This is a genomic window from Curvibacter sp. T50 (assembly GCF_057219955.1).
The window spans coordinates 191,408-208,956 of sequence record NZ_JBXVVU010000003.1 but is presented as its reverse complement, the minus strand read 5'-3'; the positions used below and the strand labels follow the sequence as shown (position 1 = coordinate 208,956).

Below are 17,549 nucleotides of genomic sequence, written 5' to 3'. Positions count from 1 at the left end.
GTCAAAGCAAAGAGATGTCTTTAATCAGACGAGACCGGCGAGCCTGTCTTTTTATCTGATCATCAGAATCGTCTGCCCACACGTGAGACGAACTACCCCAAGACCAGTCCGTGCCAGTAATGCCCACCAAGCGAACCTCTCCTGCCATCCCGGAAATTGTTCGATCAAACGATTTCCCGCCGACACTGAAAGAGATTCGATGACTACCTTCCTTCATTCGCAGGCGGATCATTGAGTTGGGAACAGTTTCCATCGCTGCACCGCCATCGACCGAAATGTCCATAGGATGGTGACCATCCCCCCAGTAGCGAACTATGTATACCGTAAGAGCCTCAGGATTAGAGGAAAACTGCTTCGCTTCTTCGTCTCTTGTAAGACTGGGCGCAGCATCTTTGGTGCAGTAGGCGTTTCTGCCACGATCCTTGTGACAGTAAGGCTTCTCAGCCAAGCGATCAACCGGTGTCGCACAGCCAGCAAATGCAAGTACAGCTGCTAGTGTCAAAATACCTTTGACAAGAAAGTTCATGGTTGCCTTTCAATTGTGTTGGAAAATGCCGAGAGGAATGTCCCTCTCGGCCCCAGAGTCATTTCAAAACAAATCTTGCCGTCGCAGCCTTGCTTGCAAGATTGACTTGCGCGACAACTTTCGTGCCAGGCGTAACCTTGAAACTTCCCTTGGCTTCAAGCTTGTCCCCGGTCGGCTTTAACTCGACCTCTTGTTTTTCGGCACCCGAGAGCAAAGTAATCTTTGCCGTTGCCTTGCTGATGTCAATTGGCTTTCCGTGATCGCGCAGGTACAACTGCAGCACATCGGGTTTGGCGACAAGTTCGTAGTCCATGTCCTTGACCTCGACGACCACGCCCCCATGCATGGGCTTGTGCTCGTGGGCGTGAGCGTGTTTGTCGCCTGCAGCGAAGGCTGTGCCGCCCATGGTCAGGGCAAGGGCAGCGAGGAGAGTTGTCGTCTTCATGAGAGTCCTTTCAGGGGGTGGAAAACGTTGACATGGGGGATGGGATCAAAGCGCCTCGGTATCCTTGCTGTCCATCAATGCTTCGGCAGGCTTGCGGCCGAACAGCCAGAACATCGCGGGCGTGAGGAAGGTGTCAAGCAGGGTGGAGCTGATCAGGCCGGAGAAGATCACCACAGCCACCGGGTGCAGCACCTCGGTACCGGGCTGCTCGGCCTCGAACAGCAAAGGCGCCAGCGCGAAGGCCGTTACCAGCGCCGTCATCAACACCGGGCTCAGCCGCTCCAGCGAGCCGCGCAGGATCATCTTGTGGTCGAAGTTCTCACCCTCGAATCGCATCAGGTTGATGTAGTGGCTGACCTTCAGGATGCCGTTGCGCACCGAGATGCCCGCCAGGGTGATGAAGCCGACCAAGGCGGCAACGGACAAGGGCTGGCCTGACAGCCACAAGCCCAGCACCGCACCCACCAGCGCCAAAGGAATGTTCACCATGATCAGCGCTGCGAGCACGCTGGACTTGTAGCGGCTGTAGAGCACCACGAACATCAAGGTCAGTGACACGATGCTGAGCAGACCGACCAAGCGCGAGGCTTCTTCCTGCGCCTGAAACTGGCCGCCGAGAGTGATGAAGTAGCCCTCGGGCAGCTTCGTTTCGGCCACCACCTTGCGGATGTCAGCCACGATCTCCGACAAGGCCCTCCCGGAAGCGTTGGCCGACAGCACGATGCGCCGCTTGCCGTCGTCGCGGCTGATCTGGTTCGGACCGTCGCCATCTTCGATGGTCGCAATCTTCGACAACGGAATACGGCCGTTCGGCGTCTCGATCAGGATCTGGCCCAGACCTTCCACCGAACGCGCCGACTCCGGCAGCCGCACCACCAGCGCAAAGCGCCGGCTGCCCTCGACGATCTGCGTAATCTTCTCGCCCTCGACCAGGTTCTGCAGCGTGGTCAGTACCTGGGGTGCCGGTACGCCATACTGAGCCGCAGCAGCGTAGTCCACACGCACCTTGATCTGCGGCGCCAGCACCTGCTTCTCGATCTGTAGGTCGGCAATGCCGGGGATGGCGGCCAGCTTCGCGCGCAGCACGTCTGCCTGGCCGCGCAGTGCATCCAGGTCTTCGCCGAAGATCTTTATGGCGATCTGCGAACGCACGCCCGAGAGCATGTGGTCGATACGGTGCGAGATCGGTTGGCCGATCTCCAGCGCGGCCGGCAGGTTGACCAGGCGCGCGCGGATGTCTGCCTTGATCTCGTCCATGGTGCGCGTGAGCTCGGCGGTGGGCTTCAGGCCCACGTCGAGCTCGCTGACGTGCACGCCTTCGGCGTGTTCGTCCAGCTCGGCCCGGCCGCTGCGCCGGCCCACGTGCGTGACCTCGGGTACCTGGCTCACCAGCACCTCAGCCTGGCGCGCCAGCGCCGAGGTTTCGGCCAAGGTCACGCCCGGGTTTAGCCGCAGCCCGATCAGCAGCGTGCCTTCGTTGAAAGGCGGCAGGAAAGTGGTCGGGAAGAAGGGCACGGCAGCCGCAGCCACCACCACCGCCACTCCGGCCGCCGCCAGCGCGGCCTTCGGTGCGTTCAGCACGGACTGCAGAGACGACTGGTAGGCCGACTTCAACCAGCGCAACACCTTTGTGTCGCCGTGGTCGAGGTTCTTCATCCGAGGCAGCAGGTAGAAGCTGAGCACTGGCGTAACCGTCACCGAGACGATCAGCGAAGCCAGCGTCGACACGATGAAGGCGATACCCAGTGGCACGAACAGCTTGCCTTCCAGCCCCGGAAGCGCGAACAGCGGGATGAAGACCAGCACGATGATCACCGTGGCGTACAAAATCGCCGAGCGCACTTCCATCGTGGCGTGCGCCACCACTTCCAACGGGTGGATGCGCGAGTGCGGGTGTTTGGCGCGGTCTTCCTTCAAGCGGCGCAGCACGTTCTCGACGCCCACCACCGCGTCGTCCACGAGGCCACCGATGGCGATGGCCAGACCGCCCAGCGTCATGGTGTTGATCGACAGGCCGAAGTAGCGGAAAACCAGGGCCGTGATGAAGATCGACACCGGGATCGCGGTCAACGCGATGATCGTGGGCCGCAGCGTGCCGAGGAAGAAGAACAGGATCACGGCCACGAACACCGAAGCGCCGATCAGCTTGCCCTGCAGCGTCGTGATCGAGGCCTCGATGAAACTGGCTTGGCGGAAGGTGACCTTGGGTTCCTGCATGCCGGCCGGCAAGGAAGTCTTCAACCCCGCCAGGGCTTCCTCGATGTTCCGCGTCAGCGCGATGGTGTCGGCCGAAGGCTGCTTCTGGATGCCCAGGATGACGGCCGGCTGGCCTTCATAGCCGGCATCGCCGCGCTTGTTGGCCGCAGCGAAAGTCACCTCGGCGATCTGGCGCATCAGGATCGGTTGGCCCACCTTGGAGGTCAGGGCCAGGTTCTTCAGGTCGTCCAGCCGCGACGTTCGCCCCAGGTTGCGGATCAGGTACTCACGCCCGTTCAGCTCCAGGAAGCCGCCCGAGGTGTTGCTGGAGTAGCCCTTCAACGCCGCTTCCAGTTGCTCGTGCGTGATACCGAGTTCTGCCATGCGCACGGTGTTGGGCTGGACCTGGAACTGCCGCACCTCGCCGCCGATGGGGATGACCTGCGCCACGCCCTGCACCGACAGCAGGCGAGGGCGCAACACCCAGTCGGCGTATTCGCGCACCGCCATCGCGCTGATCTTCGTGGTGTCCACGGGGATCGCGATCTGCATGATCTCGCCCATGATCGAGCTGATCGGGCCCATGCGGGGCAGCACGCCTTCGGCAATGCCTTCCTCCATCGCCGCGAGTCGCTCGCTGACGAGTTGGCGGGCGCGGAAGATGTCGGTGCTCCAGTCGAAGGTGACGTAGATGAAGGACAGGCCGGCCGACGAGGTGGAGCGGATCGTCTCCACACCCGGCAGGCCGTTCATCGTGGTTTCCAGCGGGAATGTGATGAGCTGTTCCACCTCCTCGGCGGCCATGCCGCCGGCCTCGGTGATGATGGTCACCGTGGGCTTGTTGAGGTCGGGGAACACGTCCACCGGCGTGCGCGTCAGCGTGAACGCGCCGTAGGCCATCAGCACGACGCTGGCGATGATCACCAGCAGCCGGTTGCCGAGGCTGTTGTCGAGTAGCCACTTGAACATGTCAGCGCACCTGGTTGATCAAGGTGGCGCCTTCGGTGGCGACCTTGTCGCCGGCCTTCAGGCCGGCGGTGACCGACACGCTGATGCCGTCCAGCGATTCGGTCATGACCGTGCGGGGCTCGAACCGTTCCGGCGCGGTCTTGACCCAGACGATGGTCTGATTGGCCGGGTTCTTCATCAGCGAAGCGACCGGGACCGCCAGCCCTTTGACCTTCTCGCGGGTTTGCACGAAGACACGCACCGGCTGGCCGACGGCCAGGCTGTTGAGGGTAGCGCCCTGGGCGCGGAAGCCCAGCGGTAGCGCCTGCTCGCGCAGGCTGCGCGCGGCACCGATGAACTCCAGCGGCACGCGCTGGTTGCCGATGGACAGCGTGGCGCTGCCCACATTGGCGGCCAGGGCAGGATCGAAGGCCAAGGCCTCGATGCGCAGGCGGCTCGGGTCGACGATCTCGAACAGCAGCTCGCGCGCATCCACTACCTGCCCGGCCACCGCATGGGCCGACGCGATGACGCCGGACACGGGCGCCACCAGGGCTTCACGCGTGGCCAGGCCGCCACCGATCGCACCAATGCGCTCAGCCAGACTGGCGGACTCGCTCTCTGCGGCTTCGATGTCCTTGCGCGGCACCGTGTCCGCCAGTTCCTTCAAGCGAGCCACGCGCTTGTCGGCCAGCGACTTGGCCGCGCGCAGCTCGGCCAGATGGGACGACTGGTTGGAGCGTTCGATGGGTGATGCAGAGGGCACCACGTAGGCCAGCACCTCGCCCTTGCGCACCGCTTGGCCCGGATTGGGCAGACCGCGCGGGCCGGGCTCGATGCGGCCGGCATTCAGCGGCTGCACCTTGCCCCCGGCGTTCGGGTCCATCAGCACCTTGCCGGTGAGTTCCACCGAGCGCGGCAGCTCGGCGTCGACCGTGGTCAGGGTGCGCACACCCAGCTGGCGCTGTGCCGGCTTGGGCAGGAACACGCTGCCGTCGGGCAGCCGCTGCGGGCCGTTCGCGCTGGGCGCAGCGCCGCCGTCGCCATGGTCATGGCCTTCGCCAGCTTGTGCCTGATGCACCGTGGACAGCATCATCACGATGCTGGCGACGATGGCCTGCCGCGCGTTGGAAAGAATCAGGGCGCGCTTCATGCGACACCTCCGACACGGGTCTGGCGCGACGACAGCACGCGGCGACCGACCGTCAGCAGCATCACCAGCACGGCGATTCCTCCCGCCGCCCAGCCGGCATATTCCTTCCACGAGTGGGCATGTGCTGCCTCATCAGCGTGTGCAGCTTCGTGGATGTCGAGTTCGCCTGCCAGCAGGTCGGCGTCGGACCCGGCATTCACCGTGGCGATGATCGGCAGGACGCCAGGCTTGGGCGCTTCGGCCAGCACGACTTCGAACTCGTCTGTCCTTTGTTTGGCCGCCTTGAATTTCTTGCCGCCGATCTCGAGTTCGATCTGGGCTTCAGTGACCGGGCTGTTGTCAGCGACACGGTCCAGGTACAGCGTAATCTGCTTGCCGTTGAGCACGCCGACCAGTTCGAACAAGTCCGACACGGCGGCGAATCTGGGCAGGACGGGACCAGAGGCCGTGGGTGCGGCTTCGCCGTGGTCATGGCCCTCGCCTGCCATTGCAAGTTTCGGTACCAGGATCAGGACCGCGATAGGAATCGCGACCAGAGTGTGGAAGAGTTTCATGGGTGGATGTCCGGAAGAGTGTTGGGTTGAGTGTCGGTTGGCTTCATCGCAGCTGCGGGCTTCACTGCGGCAACAAGCCAAGCGCTTGGCGCCAGGCGGAGATGGCGGCTGCGAGCTCGATGCGGCTGCGCGCAGCCTGACGATCGGCCTCGGCCGCTTCGGCCTCGATGCGCAGCCGGGTCGGCAGATCAGTCTCGCCCAGGCGGAAGGACTTGTCGAAGAAGCCGCGGGACTCGCGCGCCAGTTGTGCGCGGCGCTCCGCCGCTGCCAACTGCAGCCGGGCCGAGTCGGTGCGTGCCTTGGCCGAGTCGCGTTCACTCGACAGCCGGGTCCGTTCCAGATTCAGCTGCGCCTGCAACTCGATGTTCTCCGCCCGCGCGGCGGCCGTGCGCGCGTCGTGACGCGGACCCGCCCCGAAAGGTATGCGCACGCCGACCGTGAAGGTCTGTTGCCAGGCCTCGCCGGAGGCACCGCGGTCGCGCGTGGTGGCGATCATCAGTTCGGGGTTGGCGCGCGACTGCGTCGCCGCGAGGGCCGCCACGCCTTCGGCCACCGAGGCGCGGTCCTTTAGCGCCAGCAACTCGCCGTGCGTGTCCATGTCTGTTTCCGCAGCGCCAGGCTCCGGCTCGGCGATGAGATCGACCGGACCAGCTGTGAGCGCCAGGCCGGGCGACGCCACCAGCGTGCGCAGGGACTGCTCGGCCACGATCACGGCCGCTTGCGCCTGCGCCACCGTCGCCTGGGCGGCAGCAACGGCGCCATCGGCCTGGTGCTGGTCGGCCTGTGCCAGATCGCCGGCCTTGAGCCGTTTGCCGACATCGGCTGCGATCCGTTGCGCGTTGTCGAGTTGGCCCTGTGCAGTGGCGGCATCGGCACGCGCGCGTTGCCAGTTCCACCAGGCTTCACGCACGGCGGCAGCCACACGCAGCTGGGCTGCGGTGGTGCGGCTTTCGACAGCACGGCCTTCGGCCTGGGCCAGTGCCTGGCTGCGCCCGCGTTCGCCATGCAGCCACAGGGGGATCGCAAGGCCTGCTTCGTATTCGCGTGTGCCGAGATTGCGGTTGAGGCGGTCGGTCTTGCCGGTCACCTCCAGCGCCACAGGCTCGGGTGTCCAGGACTGCGCGGCTTGCTGCTGCGCCCGGGCTGCATCTCGGCGGGCCGCCAGGGCTGCCAGCTCCGGTTGGCGCGCCCACGCCGCTTCGAAGGCCTGGCTCAGCGTCAGCCCCACGGGCTTCGCAACGGTTTGGGCCAAGGCACCCGCTGCGCCAGCGCTCAGTGCAATCGCCAGCGTGGCGCTGAGGACGGGAAGTGATGCCCGTCGTTTGTGATTATGAATACCGTTCAAGATCCGATTCTCCAGTGAATTAAGTACACGAGGGAATCGGCGGGGGCGATCCAAATGGTCGCCTACTACATCGTCACATCAACCGTGCAAAGACGGCCTCATGCGGTCACATGCGAAGCGTGACTGCTTTGGTGACGACGAGGAAAGGAACGCGCTCCCCGCCGATCAGGCGAGGGCACGCCACTGAGGGCGTTCGGGGCGTTCGAAAGGCGGGGATGTGAGGCGCGCTCGGCGATCCTCTGTGGCAAGCGATGAGTCGGCAACCAAGTGAATCGTGAGACCGTCAGCCGGGACAGAAGCGCATCCAGCGTGGCAGGCCGCGCAATCAGGATCACCACCACCATACTTGACCGGTTCAGGCGATGTGTCCTTGCCATCCGCAGCCTTATGCTCATGATCGTGGTGGCCGGGATGCTTGGCTGCGGCACCGCTTTCGTGCTGACAATAGGTGCTCACCGCCGCCCAAGTGAGCTGCAGCGGCATGAACACCAATAGAAAAATTGCCAGCCATCGACGCATAATAGTTAACAGTGTAGCAGCTATAGACTTTTTTTGGCAATCATCGACGATGATTGACCGAAACCAAACAGGCATTTGTTGTCGAATTCAACTCAACCCAGACCACTTCGGGGTGTGTTGGCGCTGGGTGCTTGGCGATTGAACCGTGCATTTCGGATGCCAGCCACGTTGCGATTCATCCAATGCCGCACAAGGCACTGGAACAGCCAGCGCTTTATCCCTGATAGATTGATGCCACGCGCAGCATAGAAAGCGTCTGGCGCATCGTAGATGCCGAGATCGGCGTTGATCCCGTCTTTCTGGATGTAAGTATCCTCTCCAAGCCACTCTACACGCGGATTTTGTAGATCGGGTGTGGCTGCTCCGAACCCACAGAATGCGCCCCGATGATCTGAAAAGCGCCTTTGCAACGCGCCAAGGTAGCCACAGTCAAGAATGAAGCCTTCGAGGTTGACCCACTTCTCCTCGAACCAGACTTCAACCCAACTGTGAATGATGCTGCGTGGTGCGAGCCAGTAGGCGATGCCGGTGATCGCACCTTTTTGCAGAGCCTTGTCGATGGTGAAGCCGTGAAATCGACACGGTACGTCAAGCGCACGGAGCAAGGCCATCAGCAGTGCGCCCTTGGTGTTGCATTGGCCGATGCCATCGGCCAACACCTGCGATGCGGGCAAGTCGTCTGCCTTGTTGTAGCCAAATGCGATCTCATCTCTGACGAACTTGTATGCCGCACCGATCCGGTCGCGAATGCCGAGTTCTCGCCACCGGCGGCCAGCGACCAACGACTGAACGGTAGGATGTCTGAAATTCAGAAGCTCTGTTGGCTCTGTCAGATGACTGAGGTCGACTGGTTCAATGATTTTCATAGGGTTACCTGCGCACTTTTTGACTGAGCAAGCGCAGTCCATTTAATACCACCAACAAGCTCGCCCCCATGTCCGCAAACACGGCCATCCACATCGAGGCATTGTTGAAGAGAGTAAACAACAGGAACACAAACTTGATACCCAGCGCCAGGCTGATGTTCTGCCAGAGCACCGTGTGCGTGCGTTTTGAGAGCCTTATCGTTTCGGGCAGTCGGCGCAAGTCATCATTCATGATCAGCACGTCGGCGGCCTCCATCGCGGTATGGGTTCCTGCCGCTCCCATCGCAAAGCCAATGTTGGCCTTGGCTAGGGCCGGTGCATCATTGATGCCATCACCGGTCATGGCCGTCATGCCAAAGCGCTGCTGTAGGTCACCAATCGCTTCCAGCTTGTCTTCTGGAAGTAAGTTGCCGCGCACCTCGTCAATGCCCGCCTGTGTCCCCACAGTTCGTGCTGTTGCGACATTGTCACCGGTCAACATCACCGGCGTCACCCCTAGAGATTTAAGCTCGGCGACCGCTTGCGCGGAGGAAGGCTTGATGGTGTCGGCCACTGCGCAGATGGCCATCAGGCGCTGGGAGTTAGCAAGGATCGTGACTGTGCGCCCGGCCTCTTCGTGTACTTTTAGACGGGCTTCGAGTTCTGCCGAGCACTGTCCGCGTTCCTCAATCCAACGGTGGTTGGCCAGCACGTAGGGGTGATCGCTGATCACGCCCTGAACACCACGCCCTGCGACGGCTTGAAACTCAGCAACGTCTTGCACCCCTGTCGGAAGCCCCTCGGCAATGGCCTTGGAAACCGGGTGATCTGAGCGAACCGCGAGGCTTTTTGCGAACACTTCCAACGCCCCTTGATCGGCACTCGTGTCCATGGACTCGAAGGCCACCAGTTTAGGCTTGCCTTCGGTGATGGTGCCGGTCTTATCCAGGGCCACGGCCTTGATCTTGCGGGCTTCCTCCAAGTACACACCGCCTTTGATCAGAATGCCCCGGCGCGCGCCGGCTGCAAGGCCGCTGACCACCGTTACGGGGGTGGAGATCACTAGGGCACAAGGACAAGCAATGACCAGCAGCACCAACGCCTTATAGAGCGCGTGCGTCCAGTCCCAACCCATCAGCCAGGGCATAAAAAGAGCTACGGCGACGGCTAGCACGAACACCGCCGGGGTGTAGATAGCAGCAAATCGATCTACGAAGCGTTGCGTTGGTGCACGCGACGATTGGGCTTGCTCGACCGCGTGGATGATGCGGGCTAAAGTGCTGTCCGAAGCGGGAGCGGTGACCCGCATTTCCAGTGCCGCCGCCTGATTGATAGTGCCCGCGTAGATCTCGTCACCGGGGGCCTTGTCAACTGGCAGACTCTCGCCGGTGACGGGAGATTGGTCGACCGCACTCTGACCCAGCGTCACGATACCGTCCAGCGGAATTCGTTCACCTGGGCGGATGCGCACCGTCGCCCCGACAGTCACTGCCTTGACGAACATGCGTTCCCAGTCGCCGTTGGCCTGACGCACTTCGGCCTGCTCCGGAGCGAGTGCCAGCAGGCTCTTGATGGCATTGCGGGCGCGATCTACTGCACGGGCTTCAATCGCTTCTGCAATAGCGTACAGGGCCATCACCATTGCTGCTTCTGGCCACTGACCAATCAGGAACGCCCCCGTGACAGCCACCGTCATCAGTGCGTTGATATTCAAGCGCCCCTGCCGCAGCGCCGTCAGCCCCTTGGCATAGACAGAAAAACCCGCCAATCCGATGGCAAAGAATGCAAACGCCATGCCTATGGCTTTCACTGTCCAACTGTCCGGGAGCGCGAACGCCAAACCTTCGGCGGCCAATGCCAGACCCAGAGCACTGATCAGCTTGCCCCAAGTAGCCCAAAAACCCAATGGGATAGCCGTTTTCACCTGAGTCGTTTCGCCTTCAATGCCGTTCGCCTCAGGCTTGAAACCGGCGTTGCGAATCGCTGCCAGAGCTTGCGGCAAGGCCGCGTCATCTGCGGCAATGGTCAGCTCACGATCACGGAGGTTGAACTGCAAGCTCCTGACGCCCGCCACTCCCTCTAGCGCACGGCGAATTTCCGACTCCTCTGATGCGCAGTCCATATTGGCAATGCGAAACCGATGCAATCCGGCGGTCGCATTGGTGGAAGCGGTCGGTTCGATAGCAGCCGGTGATGCTTGACTACTGCTGCAGCCGCAAGTGTTGTCTGCATCAGTTAGTTGATGCTGGTCTGAGGGGCTCATGATTTTCTCCTGGTTGGATCTATTAGAAACCCTGTAGCCACTACAGTGTCAAGCGAGTACAATATGCCCTTGGGTCAAACCACTGACACCCAAGGTGCAGATATGAAAATCGGCGAATTGGCCAAGGCCACTCACACCCAAGTAGAGACAATTCGGTACTACGAGCGCGAGGGTTTGCTGCCAGAAACAGCACGAACAGAGGGAAACTACCGCGTCTATGGGGACGAGCACGTTGCCCGACTGTCGTTCATCCGGCACTGTCGAGGGCTGGACATGACCTTGGAAGAAATCCGGATTCTTTTGACCTTCAAGGACTCACCTCACGAGAATTGCGCACAGGTGAACGATCTGCTCGACGAGCACATCGGTCATGTAGCCGCCCGGATCAAGGAGTTAAAGGGTCTGGAGCGACAGCTCAAGACTTTGCGGGAAACCTGCCGTGAATCTCAACAGGCCAGCCAATGTGGCATCTTGACCGAGTTGTCTGCGGCGTCTCGGCAAGATCACGATTCGTCCGCTCGTCGGGTTCATGTGCATGGCTCACACAGTATCAAAGGCAAACACTGAGGAGATGTTGGCGTCAGCCCAGTAGGCGTGACTCTGCTTCGCGTCGGACGACGAGTCCCGGCAGCACTTTCCCGCCGCCATAGACCCATCGGCGCAGTTCCTGCCCGGCCGCAACCCAGTCGCGTTGATTAACTCGCCGACGCAACGTCGACGTCTGCAGCCGCCCCGCGCCAAGGTTGAATGTGAAGTCCACGATGGCCGAAAGTCGCCCTTCGGGTTCGGCGGCGAGCACCGGGCAGTAACGCAGCGTCGCGGCGAGCGCCGTCTGCAGGTCGCGCGCCAGATAGACCTCGGCCTCGGTCTCGGTGATCGGCAGGTGCTTCGGATCACAGAGGTGGCCGTAGCCAATCGTCCAGTACCCTGCAGGACAGATGTACGGGTGTGCGCGTCCAGGATCGACCTTCGGCACGCGGTGGAACCCCTCGAATCGCTTGGCCAGCTCGATGGCCGTTTTCGGCACTTCGCTCACGAACGCACCCGGTCGAACACGCGCCCGAGGAACCAGAAGTTCAGTACACCAGCCCACAGCGCCTGATCCGCTTCCGTCCAGGCGTGCAGGATGGCTGTGCCCCAGCCAGCACCAGCGGTCACGGCAGCCACAAATGCCGCCGTCTTGGCTGCACAGTACAGTGCCATGAACCAGTAGGTGATCACCGGACGCACGCTGGTTGAGAGCGCGTCGGCCCAGCGCACGCCGGTCTTCTCACCCTGGGTGCGGACGGCGTCGCGCAGCGCATCGATGGCTCCGACGTTCCACGCCGCATCGGCGCTCGCGCCGATTTCGGCCATGCGCTGCGCGCCACGCAGCTTTTCGAATTCCAGCGCCTTGTCTTGCATCGCCAGTTCGTGGCCACGCTCGCCTTGGCGGTCGAGCCACTTGAGCAGTTCGGGTGCAAGACGGAAGGCCCCGCCCAGGAGGCCACCGAGCAGTGTCTCGATCATTGGCCACCTCCGAACACCTTGAGCTTGATGATTGCGCCTGCGACCAGCGCCAGCAGGAAGCCGGTGGTGATCACCTTGACCACCGTCTGCCACGCGGTGTGCTTGGCCGTGTTGAACGCCTCCAGCAGGCCCCGCAGCTCGCGGATGTCGCTGGCCGCGTCTTCGCCGTCGAGGCCCACGTCAGCCAGCGCGTGGCGAGCGCCGCGTTCGGCGACGCGCTCCAGCAGTTCTTCGAATTCGTCCTTGGGCATGGTCACCATGCCCTCTGTCACAGTCGGTGCGTTCATTTGCGTGCTCCAGAAATGCGAAACCCGCCCGATGCGTGAGCATCAGGGCGGGTCTCAGGGTTGAATCAGTTCGGTTTCAGATCTCGATGATTTCCAGCGTCAGGCTGGGGGCGATACCTTCGATGGCGTCGTCGCGGACGAACACCTTCTGGCCAAGGGCCGCAGAGCCCCGCGCCTTGATTCGGCCACCACCGGGCAATGCGACAGTGACCACGCCGGAGCCGACGTCGATGACGGTGCCCGCCTGTAGCGGCGGCTCGGGGATCAGCTGGCGAAACTGCTCGTAGAGGTTATGCATAGGCCTGCACTCCCAGCGTCTGCCAGACCTCGGGCATCCCGGCGTCCACCTGGGTCGCGCGGACGATGCCCAGTCGCGTGACGCTGCCGTCCTGGTACTCCACGAACGCGCCGGGCTCGATGATCCCGGTCTCTGCGAGCACAGGCAGGCGCAGGCTAACCTCGAGCTGGTGACCGGTGTCGGCCAGCACGGCGATGCCACGCTGACGCGCGGCCGCCGCTTCGGTGATCAGCGGGTCGACGACCATGGGTGCCAGCACATCTCCGGCAGTCCCGGCCCGGGTCACCTGCCCGAGAACGCCGACGTCCTGCCCGGAAACGAACACGCGGTTGTACGCAGGCTTTTCCAACCAGCGCAGCGACTCGCGGGCGACAGCATCGACGGGCAACACGAAGTCGGGCGTGACCGTGCTCCATTCCCAAGGCGCGACCGGGTAGCGGTGACGCACGCGGATGCTCTGGGCCGAGGGATGCGGAATCAAGTAGCCACCTGCAGCACCGGCAATGGCGGTCAGTGCGTCGATCCACGACCCCTGCTGCGCGAACGCACCGGCGGGGACGTTCCAGTCCGTCAGGCCCCAATCGACCGCCCAGCCCAGCGGGATGCCATTGACCGTGAGCACATCGTCCATCAACTGCCGAGCAGTGCGGCCCTCGGTATTCGAGAACGTCATCACCGGCGCGTAGGGCGCGGCCAGAACGGCATTGCACCCCCGTCCGGAGATGCGGATGCTGGCGTCACCAAAGATGCGCTCGCGGCTGATGCTCTCGGCCAGCACGCGAAACGGGGTGCCGTTGACGCTGGCCACGAGTTCGACTGGCCCGGATGCGCTGCCGGGCGCGACCAGGGACTCGGCCCTGGCAGGCAGAACCGCATCGAAGCCCCACGCCCAAGACGAGGCATCGAGCGACAGCGAGAGATTGAACACCGGTATCGGCGCGCCATCGGACACGCGGAACAGGGTCACGTTGTTGATCACGAAATAGACCCTCCGAACAGTAATGACCACCGGCTCACCATCCGGAGGTGGTGGGGTGACGTAGTTTTCACAAAGGAACAGCAGATGCCCATCGGTCGCGGCCAACGCGGCAAACAGCAGGTGCGGACTGGGCGTGTAGCAAGGCTGCGGAACAGGCGGCTCGGGCACCACCCACCGGCTGATGCCCGGTGGCGGTGGCACCGCCTCCTGATACCTGCCGCGCCAGCCCTTTAGTTGCGGCCGTGCGGTCTGAAAATCGCTCCCCTGGCCGCGTACCACCAACACAGCGCTTTGCCACAGGGACACTCTCCCGGCGCGCTTCGTGCGGTCACCGTCCTGATGCCGGAACCGCGTGGCATTCCGCAGAGGGCCTGCGTTCTGGAACAGACCGCGTCGGGCCGCTTCAAACCGCGTGGCGTCCTGGTGCGTAAACCACGTCGAATCCTGCAGCCGGGTCGCATCCTGGTGGCGAGCGCCTCGTTGCTCGGGCGCTGCCGCCAGCACCGGCGGCAACCTGTGCTGGATGCCTTGAGGAACACCCAAGGTGCGCCGCCAGAACGCGGCCCAGCCAGCGGGTGTTGCTGCAGCGTCCTGCTGGCCCTGAGCGGCACCATCCTCGGTCTGCCTCGCCACCTGCCAAGGGTGCTCGGTCTGGCCAACCGTCGGTCGCTGCGTGCGCGAGTAGTACCTGACCTCGCCGGAGAACACGACACCGGGAAGACTTGCGCCCGCAACGTCCAAGGGCACGCTCGGGCGCAGCAGCAACGTGCTGACCGTCAAGGCAGGTAGCTCTGCCAGCAATTCGGCCCGCGCTGGCGGGATGAACTTGATCGAGACAACCGGCAGCGGCAGGCTGGCCAGCACAACCAAGTCGTCGCGCGGTGCGACGAAGCCCGCTCCGAACACTAAGTTGGCGTCGGTGGCGGCAGGCTGATCGAACAGCAGGTTGACCAGAGGTGGACCGAACGCGATGCTGACCTCGGGTATCGGAAGCGTGACGGCCAGCATCAATTCGCTGGATGCGCTCGGCACCGGCCTACCCCAGGATCGCTGACACCATCCGTGCGTCGCCGCCCAGATAGAGATTGGTGCTTGCCAGCTTCACGTCACCACTGCCATCCGTGCCGCTGCAGTCCAGATCCAGCGCCGTGACTTCGTTGCCATTGACCAGCCGCGCCCACGAAGCAACGCCGGTGCTGGTGATCAAGCCATCCTCCTGCTGCGCCAGCGTCAGGAGCCCGCCTGCAATCGTGCCTGCAGGCTTGGTGAGCCTGATCTCGACCAGCATCGCGCTCGTCGGCGTCGTCGCCGGTGTAGCCGGTCGGGTGCCGCCGTAGATGCGCAGACGCGCCGGGTTGCTGCCTGCATCCAGAAATGCCAGGGTTCCCGCCAGCCGCGCCTCGTTGTGTTCGACAGTGATGGCAACGGTCACGGCATCATCTCCGGATGAAGGTTGTCCGCGATCACGGCGCGGTACATCTGCTTGTGGTCGTAGCTGACGACGGTGTATCTCTGGGCTGGGTCGATCAGCTCGAACCGGTACGCGCCCGTGGTGTCGCTCCAGGTCTCGGCCACAAGGACGCGGGTGTTCTCGCTGATCAGTTGCACCCGCCGCACCAGGGGCTGGTCGGGCTGACCCTTCTCCTTCACGGTTCCGACGATCACCCCGTGGCCGCTGAAGTGGATGTCCTTGCGGCCGTTCGGAATCGCGTGGAAGTGCCAGTCGTAGCCGCCGCCCCGGTTCCACAGTTCAGAGTTGGGGCTGTTCAAGCGCATCAGGTCGCAGTCGGCATTCACGCCAATGTTGGCGGTGGGATCAGGTAGCACCGAAGTCGACCCACCGGCCAGTGGCAACAGGTCATCGGCGGCGTTCACGCCGACGGTTGCGGGAAATGCGGGCAGACCTGACGGCGTGTCACCCTCAATGGCGTGGACACGCGCCGTGGCCCCATACAGGAACACGCCCGGGATCAGCTTGCCCCGGTAGGCCGCATCCCCGACCTGGAACATCAGCACCCCACCGGCCTTGAACTGGATCAGACGGGCCCACGGCACGCCGTTGGCGTCGAAGGCTCCGACGATGACCTCGCAGCGCAGGGTCATCCGCTGGCCGACGTTGAAGGTCGGGGCCACGTCAGCGACGCCCGCGACCGGTTTTGCTCCCTCGTTGACGCCGCCCGTCACTGCCGCGCCGTCGCCGAAGCCGCTGTTCCAGCGTGTCACGACCCAGGCACCGTCCAGATGCGCGAATCGGTAGCCCTCGGAGCCGTTGCCGGTAGTCATCCACAGGCCGATGTGCTTGCGGGCGCTCGGGTCGGTCAGCAATTCGACATCGACCTCGAACCAGAAATCGCCGTGGGCGGTTTCGTTGAAGCGCAGGATGGACTGACTGTTGGGGGTCGAGATGTCGATGGACTGCTGCGCGCTGTTGTGTGTTGCGGCCATTCCGCCCAGCACTGCGGTGTAGCCGGGCGCGGGAGCCGTGGCGAAGGACTCGCTCAGCGGGTAGCTCATGGCTTACCTCCACGGGCCGGTGATGTCGAACGCGATCTGCGCGCCTTCGGTTTCCGAGCTGTACTGCGTCCTGACCAACAGGAAGCGCTTTCCCGATTGACCGACCACGTTGTCCACGATGGTCTGATCACTGTAGGGCCGGTCTTGCGGCATCCACAGCATCCCGGGCAGGATGCCGCGCATATGCCCGTCTTCCTGCCGCAGGTAGGTGGGCAGCAGCCACAAGCTGTAGTCGGCTCCGTTCGGAAACGGCGTCGGACCCCGACCGCAGATTTGCTGGCCGTTGTTCGTGTTCAGGGAGGTCAGCCCGAAGCGAACGGGGTTGCCGAGCTGGGTGTGATTGCGCAACAGCACCTTGCCCGAGAAGTCCAAAGACGAAATCAGCCCGTAGCCGTTGTACTGCCCCGGGTAGCTCGAATAGCCGCTGCTGCTGTTGCTCCAATAGACGTCTTCAGCACAGAGCACGGTGCCGTAGTTGTCGCCGGGCTTGAAGCTGCTGATGTCGCCGAAACAATACGAGCTGCGCCCGTACCAGCCGTATCCGGCAGCATTGGTGCAGAACAAGAAGAACAGTCGGTCATCGCCGATGTCGACCGTGACGATGCTGGCCTTGTAGTCCTTGTCGCCGTCGTAAGTGAACGTGCGCTCGACGACGGACACCGAGGTGGCCCGGATGTACTGCTCCTTCTGGGTGCCCAGGCCCTCGTTCTCGATCAAGACCAAGGTCTGGCCGACATTGGGAACGGTGTCGGTGGTGCGCTGGAAAAGCTGAATGACGCGCTGGCCCGCGATGTGGTTCTCGAACAGGTAGCCAGCCCACTCCGGGCCCTTGTTGAGGTAGGCCTCGATACGGACTTGGGCCTGCTCGCGCGTGTCGAAGGTCTTCTCGGTGCTGAACAGCGTGACGCTGACGCGCGCATCCTGCGGCGGCTCGGCCACGATCACGTTGGCACCGAAGTAGGTGTCGGTGTCGTCGGTCTGCACCGACACGAAGGACTTGCGCAGGTTGACCCGGCCCCCGGCGCGATCCAGCTCGGAGATGTCAGGGAAGATGGCGTTCGAGACGCCATCGGCAATGGTGTTGCCCGTGGGCGCGCCACCGCCCTCGGGCACGTCCGCCATCACGGCGGACTTCAGCAGTTTCACGTCGCCGGATTGGATCGGCATC

General features: G+C 63.1%; 17 protein-coding genes. 1 reads left to right on the top strand and 16 read right to left on the bottom strand.

Annotated elements, in window-relative coordinates:
• Nucleotide 1: 1 nt before the first annotated feature.
• From AC2EBU_RS12605 to AC2EBU_RS12570, 8 genes are all read right to left on the bottom strand, one after another.
• The gene (locus AC2EBU_RS12605) at nt 2–526 is read right to left on the bottom strand and encodes a hypothetical protein (RefSeq protein WP_484610775.1); all 525 of its coding nucleotides are present in this window, start codon (nt 524–526) and stop codon (nt 2–4) included.
• 58 nt (nt 527–584) lie between these two features.
• Nucleotides 585–971 (bottom strand): hypothetical protein, encoded by a 387-nt coding sequence (locus tag AC2EBU_RS12600; RefSeq protein WP_484610774.1) that lies wholly within the window; start codon nt 969–971, stop codon nt 585–587.
• A 45-nt stretch (nt 972–1,016) separates the two neighbouring features.
• A complete protein-coding gene (locus AC2EBU_RS12595; protein ID WP_484610773.1) occupies nt 1,017–4,136 on the bottom strand; it encodes an efflux RND transporter permease subunit in 3,120 nt (1,039 codons plus the stop codon).
• A 1-nt stretch (nt 4,137) separates the two neighbouring features.
• Nucleotides 4,138–5,268 carry an efflux RND transporter periplasmic adaptor subunit gene (locus tag AC2EBU_RS12590; protein ID WP_484610772.1) on the bottom strand — a complete coding sequence of 377 codons (1,131 nt, stop codon included), beginning with the start codon at nt 5,266–5,268 and terminating at the stop codon, nt 4,138–4,140.
• On the bottom strand, nt 5,265–5,822 hold the full coding sequence (locus tag AC2EBU_RS12585) for a hypothetical protein (protein WP_484610771.1): 558 nt from the start codon (nt 5,820–5,822) through the stop codon (nt 5,265–5,267). The genes AC2EBU_RS12590 and AC2EBU_RS12585 overlap by 4 nt, the downstream gene beginning before the upstream one ends.
• Before the next feature lie 61 nt (nt 5,823–5,883).
• Nucleotides 5,884–7,167 carry a TolC family protein gene (locus AC2EBU_RS12580; RefSeq protein ID WP_484610770.1) on the bottom strand — a complete coding sequence of 428 codons (1,284 nt, stop codon included), beginning with the start codon at nt 7,165–7,167 and terminating at the stop codon, nt 5,884–5,886.
• Between the two features lie 611 nt (nt 7,168–7,778).
• Nucleotides 7,779–8,552, bottom strand: coding sequence for a transglutaminase domain-containing protein (locus tag AC2EBU_RS12575; RefSeq protein ID WP_484610769.1), 774 nt, complete (start codon nt 8,550–8,552; stop codon nt 7,779–7,781).
• A gap of 4 nt (nt 8,553–8,556) precedes the next feature.
• Complete coding sequence (locus AC2EBU_RS12570) at nt 8,557–10,794, bottom strand: heavy metal translocating P-type ATPase (RefSeq protein WP_484610768.1); 2,238 nt, start codon at nt 10,792–10,794, stop codon at nt 8,557–8,559.
• Between the two features lie 102 nt (nt 10,795–10,896).
• On the opposite strand from AC2EBU_RS12570, the gene cadR reads away from it, so the two are divergent.
• A complete protein-coding gene (gene cadR, locus AC2EBU_RS12565) occupies nt 10,897–11,361 on the top strand; it encodes a Cd(II)/Pb(II)-responsive transcriptional regulator (protein ID WP_484610921.1) in 465 nt (154 codons plus the stop codon).
• Between the two features lie 13 nt (nt 11,362–11,374).
• On the opposite strand, the gene AC2EBU_RS12560 is transcribed toward cadR, so the two are convergent.
• The 8 genes from AC2EBU_RS12560 to AC2EBU_RS12525 all read right to left on the bottom strand — a co-directional run bounded on the left by AC2EBU_RS12560 (nt 11,375) and on the right by AC2EBU_RS12525 (nt 17,548).
• Nucleotides 11,375–11,830 carry a lysozyme gene (locus AC2EBU_RS12560; RefSeq protein WP_484610767.1) on the bottom strand — a complete coding sequence of 152 codons (456 nt, stop codon included), beginning with the start codon at nt 11,828–11,830 and terminating at the stop codon, nt 11,375–11,377.
• Nucleotides 11,827–12,303 (bottom strand): hypothetical protein, encoded by a 477-nt coding sequence (locus tag AC2EBU_RS12555; protein WP_484610766.1) that lies wholly within the window; start codon nt 12,301–12,303, stop codon nt 11,827–11,829. Before AC2EBU_RS12555 ends, AC2EBU_RS12560 begins: the two co-directional genes overlap by 4 nt.
• A complete protein-coding gene (locus tag AC2EBU_RS12550) occupies nt 12,300–12,590 on the bottom strand; it encodes a DUF6127 family protein (RefSeq protein WP_484610765.1) in 291 nt (96 codons plus the stop codon). Before AC2EBU_RS12550 ends, AC2EBU_RS12555 begins: the two co-directional genes overlap by 4 nt.
• Nucleotides 12,591–12,666: 76 nt before the next feature.
• Entirely contained in the window at nt 12,667–12,888 is a 222-nt protein-coding gene (locus tag AC2EBU_RS12545) for a hypothetical protein (RefSeq protein ID WP_484610764.1), read from the bottom strand.
• On the bottom strand, nt 12,881–14,899 hold the full coding sequence (locus tag AC2EBU_RS12540) for a hypothetical protein (RefSeq protein WP_484610763.1): 2,019 nt from the start codon (nt 14,897–14,899) through the stop codon (nt 12,881–12,883). Before AC2EBU_RS12540 ends, AC2EBU_RS12545 begins: the two co-directional genes overlap by 8 nt.
• Nucleotides 14,900–14,903: 4 nt before the next feature.
• Nucleotides 14,904–15,299, bottom strand: coding sequence for a hypothetical protein (locus AC2EBU_RS12535; protein ID WP_146463192.1), 396 nt, complete (start codon nt 15,297–15,299; stop codon nt 14,904–14,906).
• Entirely contained in the window at nt 15,296–16,381 is a 1,086-nt protein-coding gene (locus AC2EBU_RS12530; protein ID WP_484610762.1) for a hypothetical protein, read from the bottom strand. The genes AC2EBU_RS12535 and AC2EBU_RS12530 overlap by 4 nt, the downstream gene beginning before the upstream one ends.
• 3 nt (nt 16,382–16,384) lie before the next feature.
• Complete coding sequence (locus AC2EBU_RS12525) at nt 16,385–17,548, bottom strand: hypothetical protein (RefSeq protein WP_484610761.1); 1,164 nt, start codon at nt 17,546–17,548, stop codon at nt 16,385–16,387.
• Nucleotide 17,549: the final 1 nt, after the last annotated feature.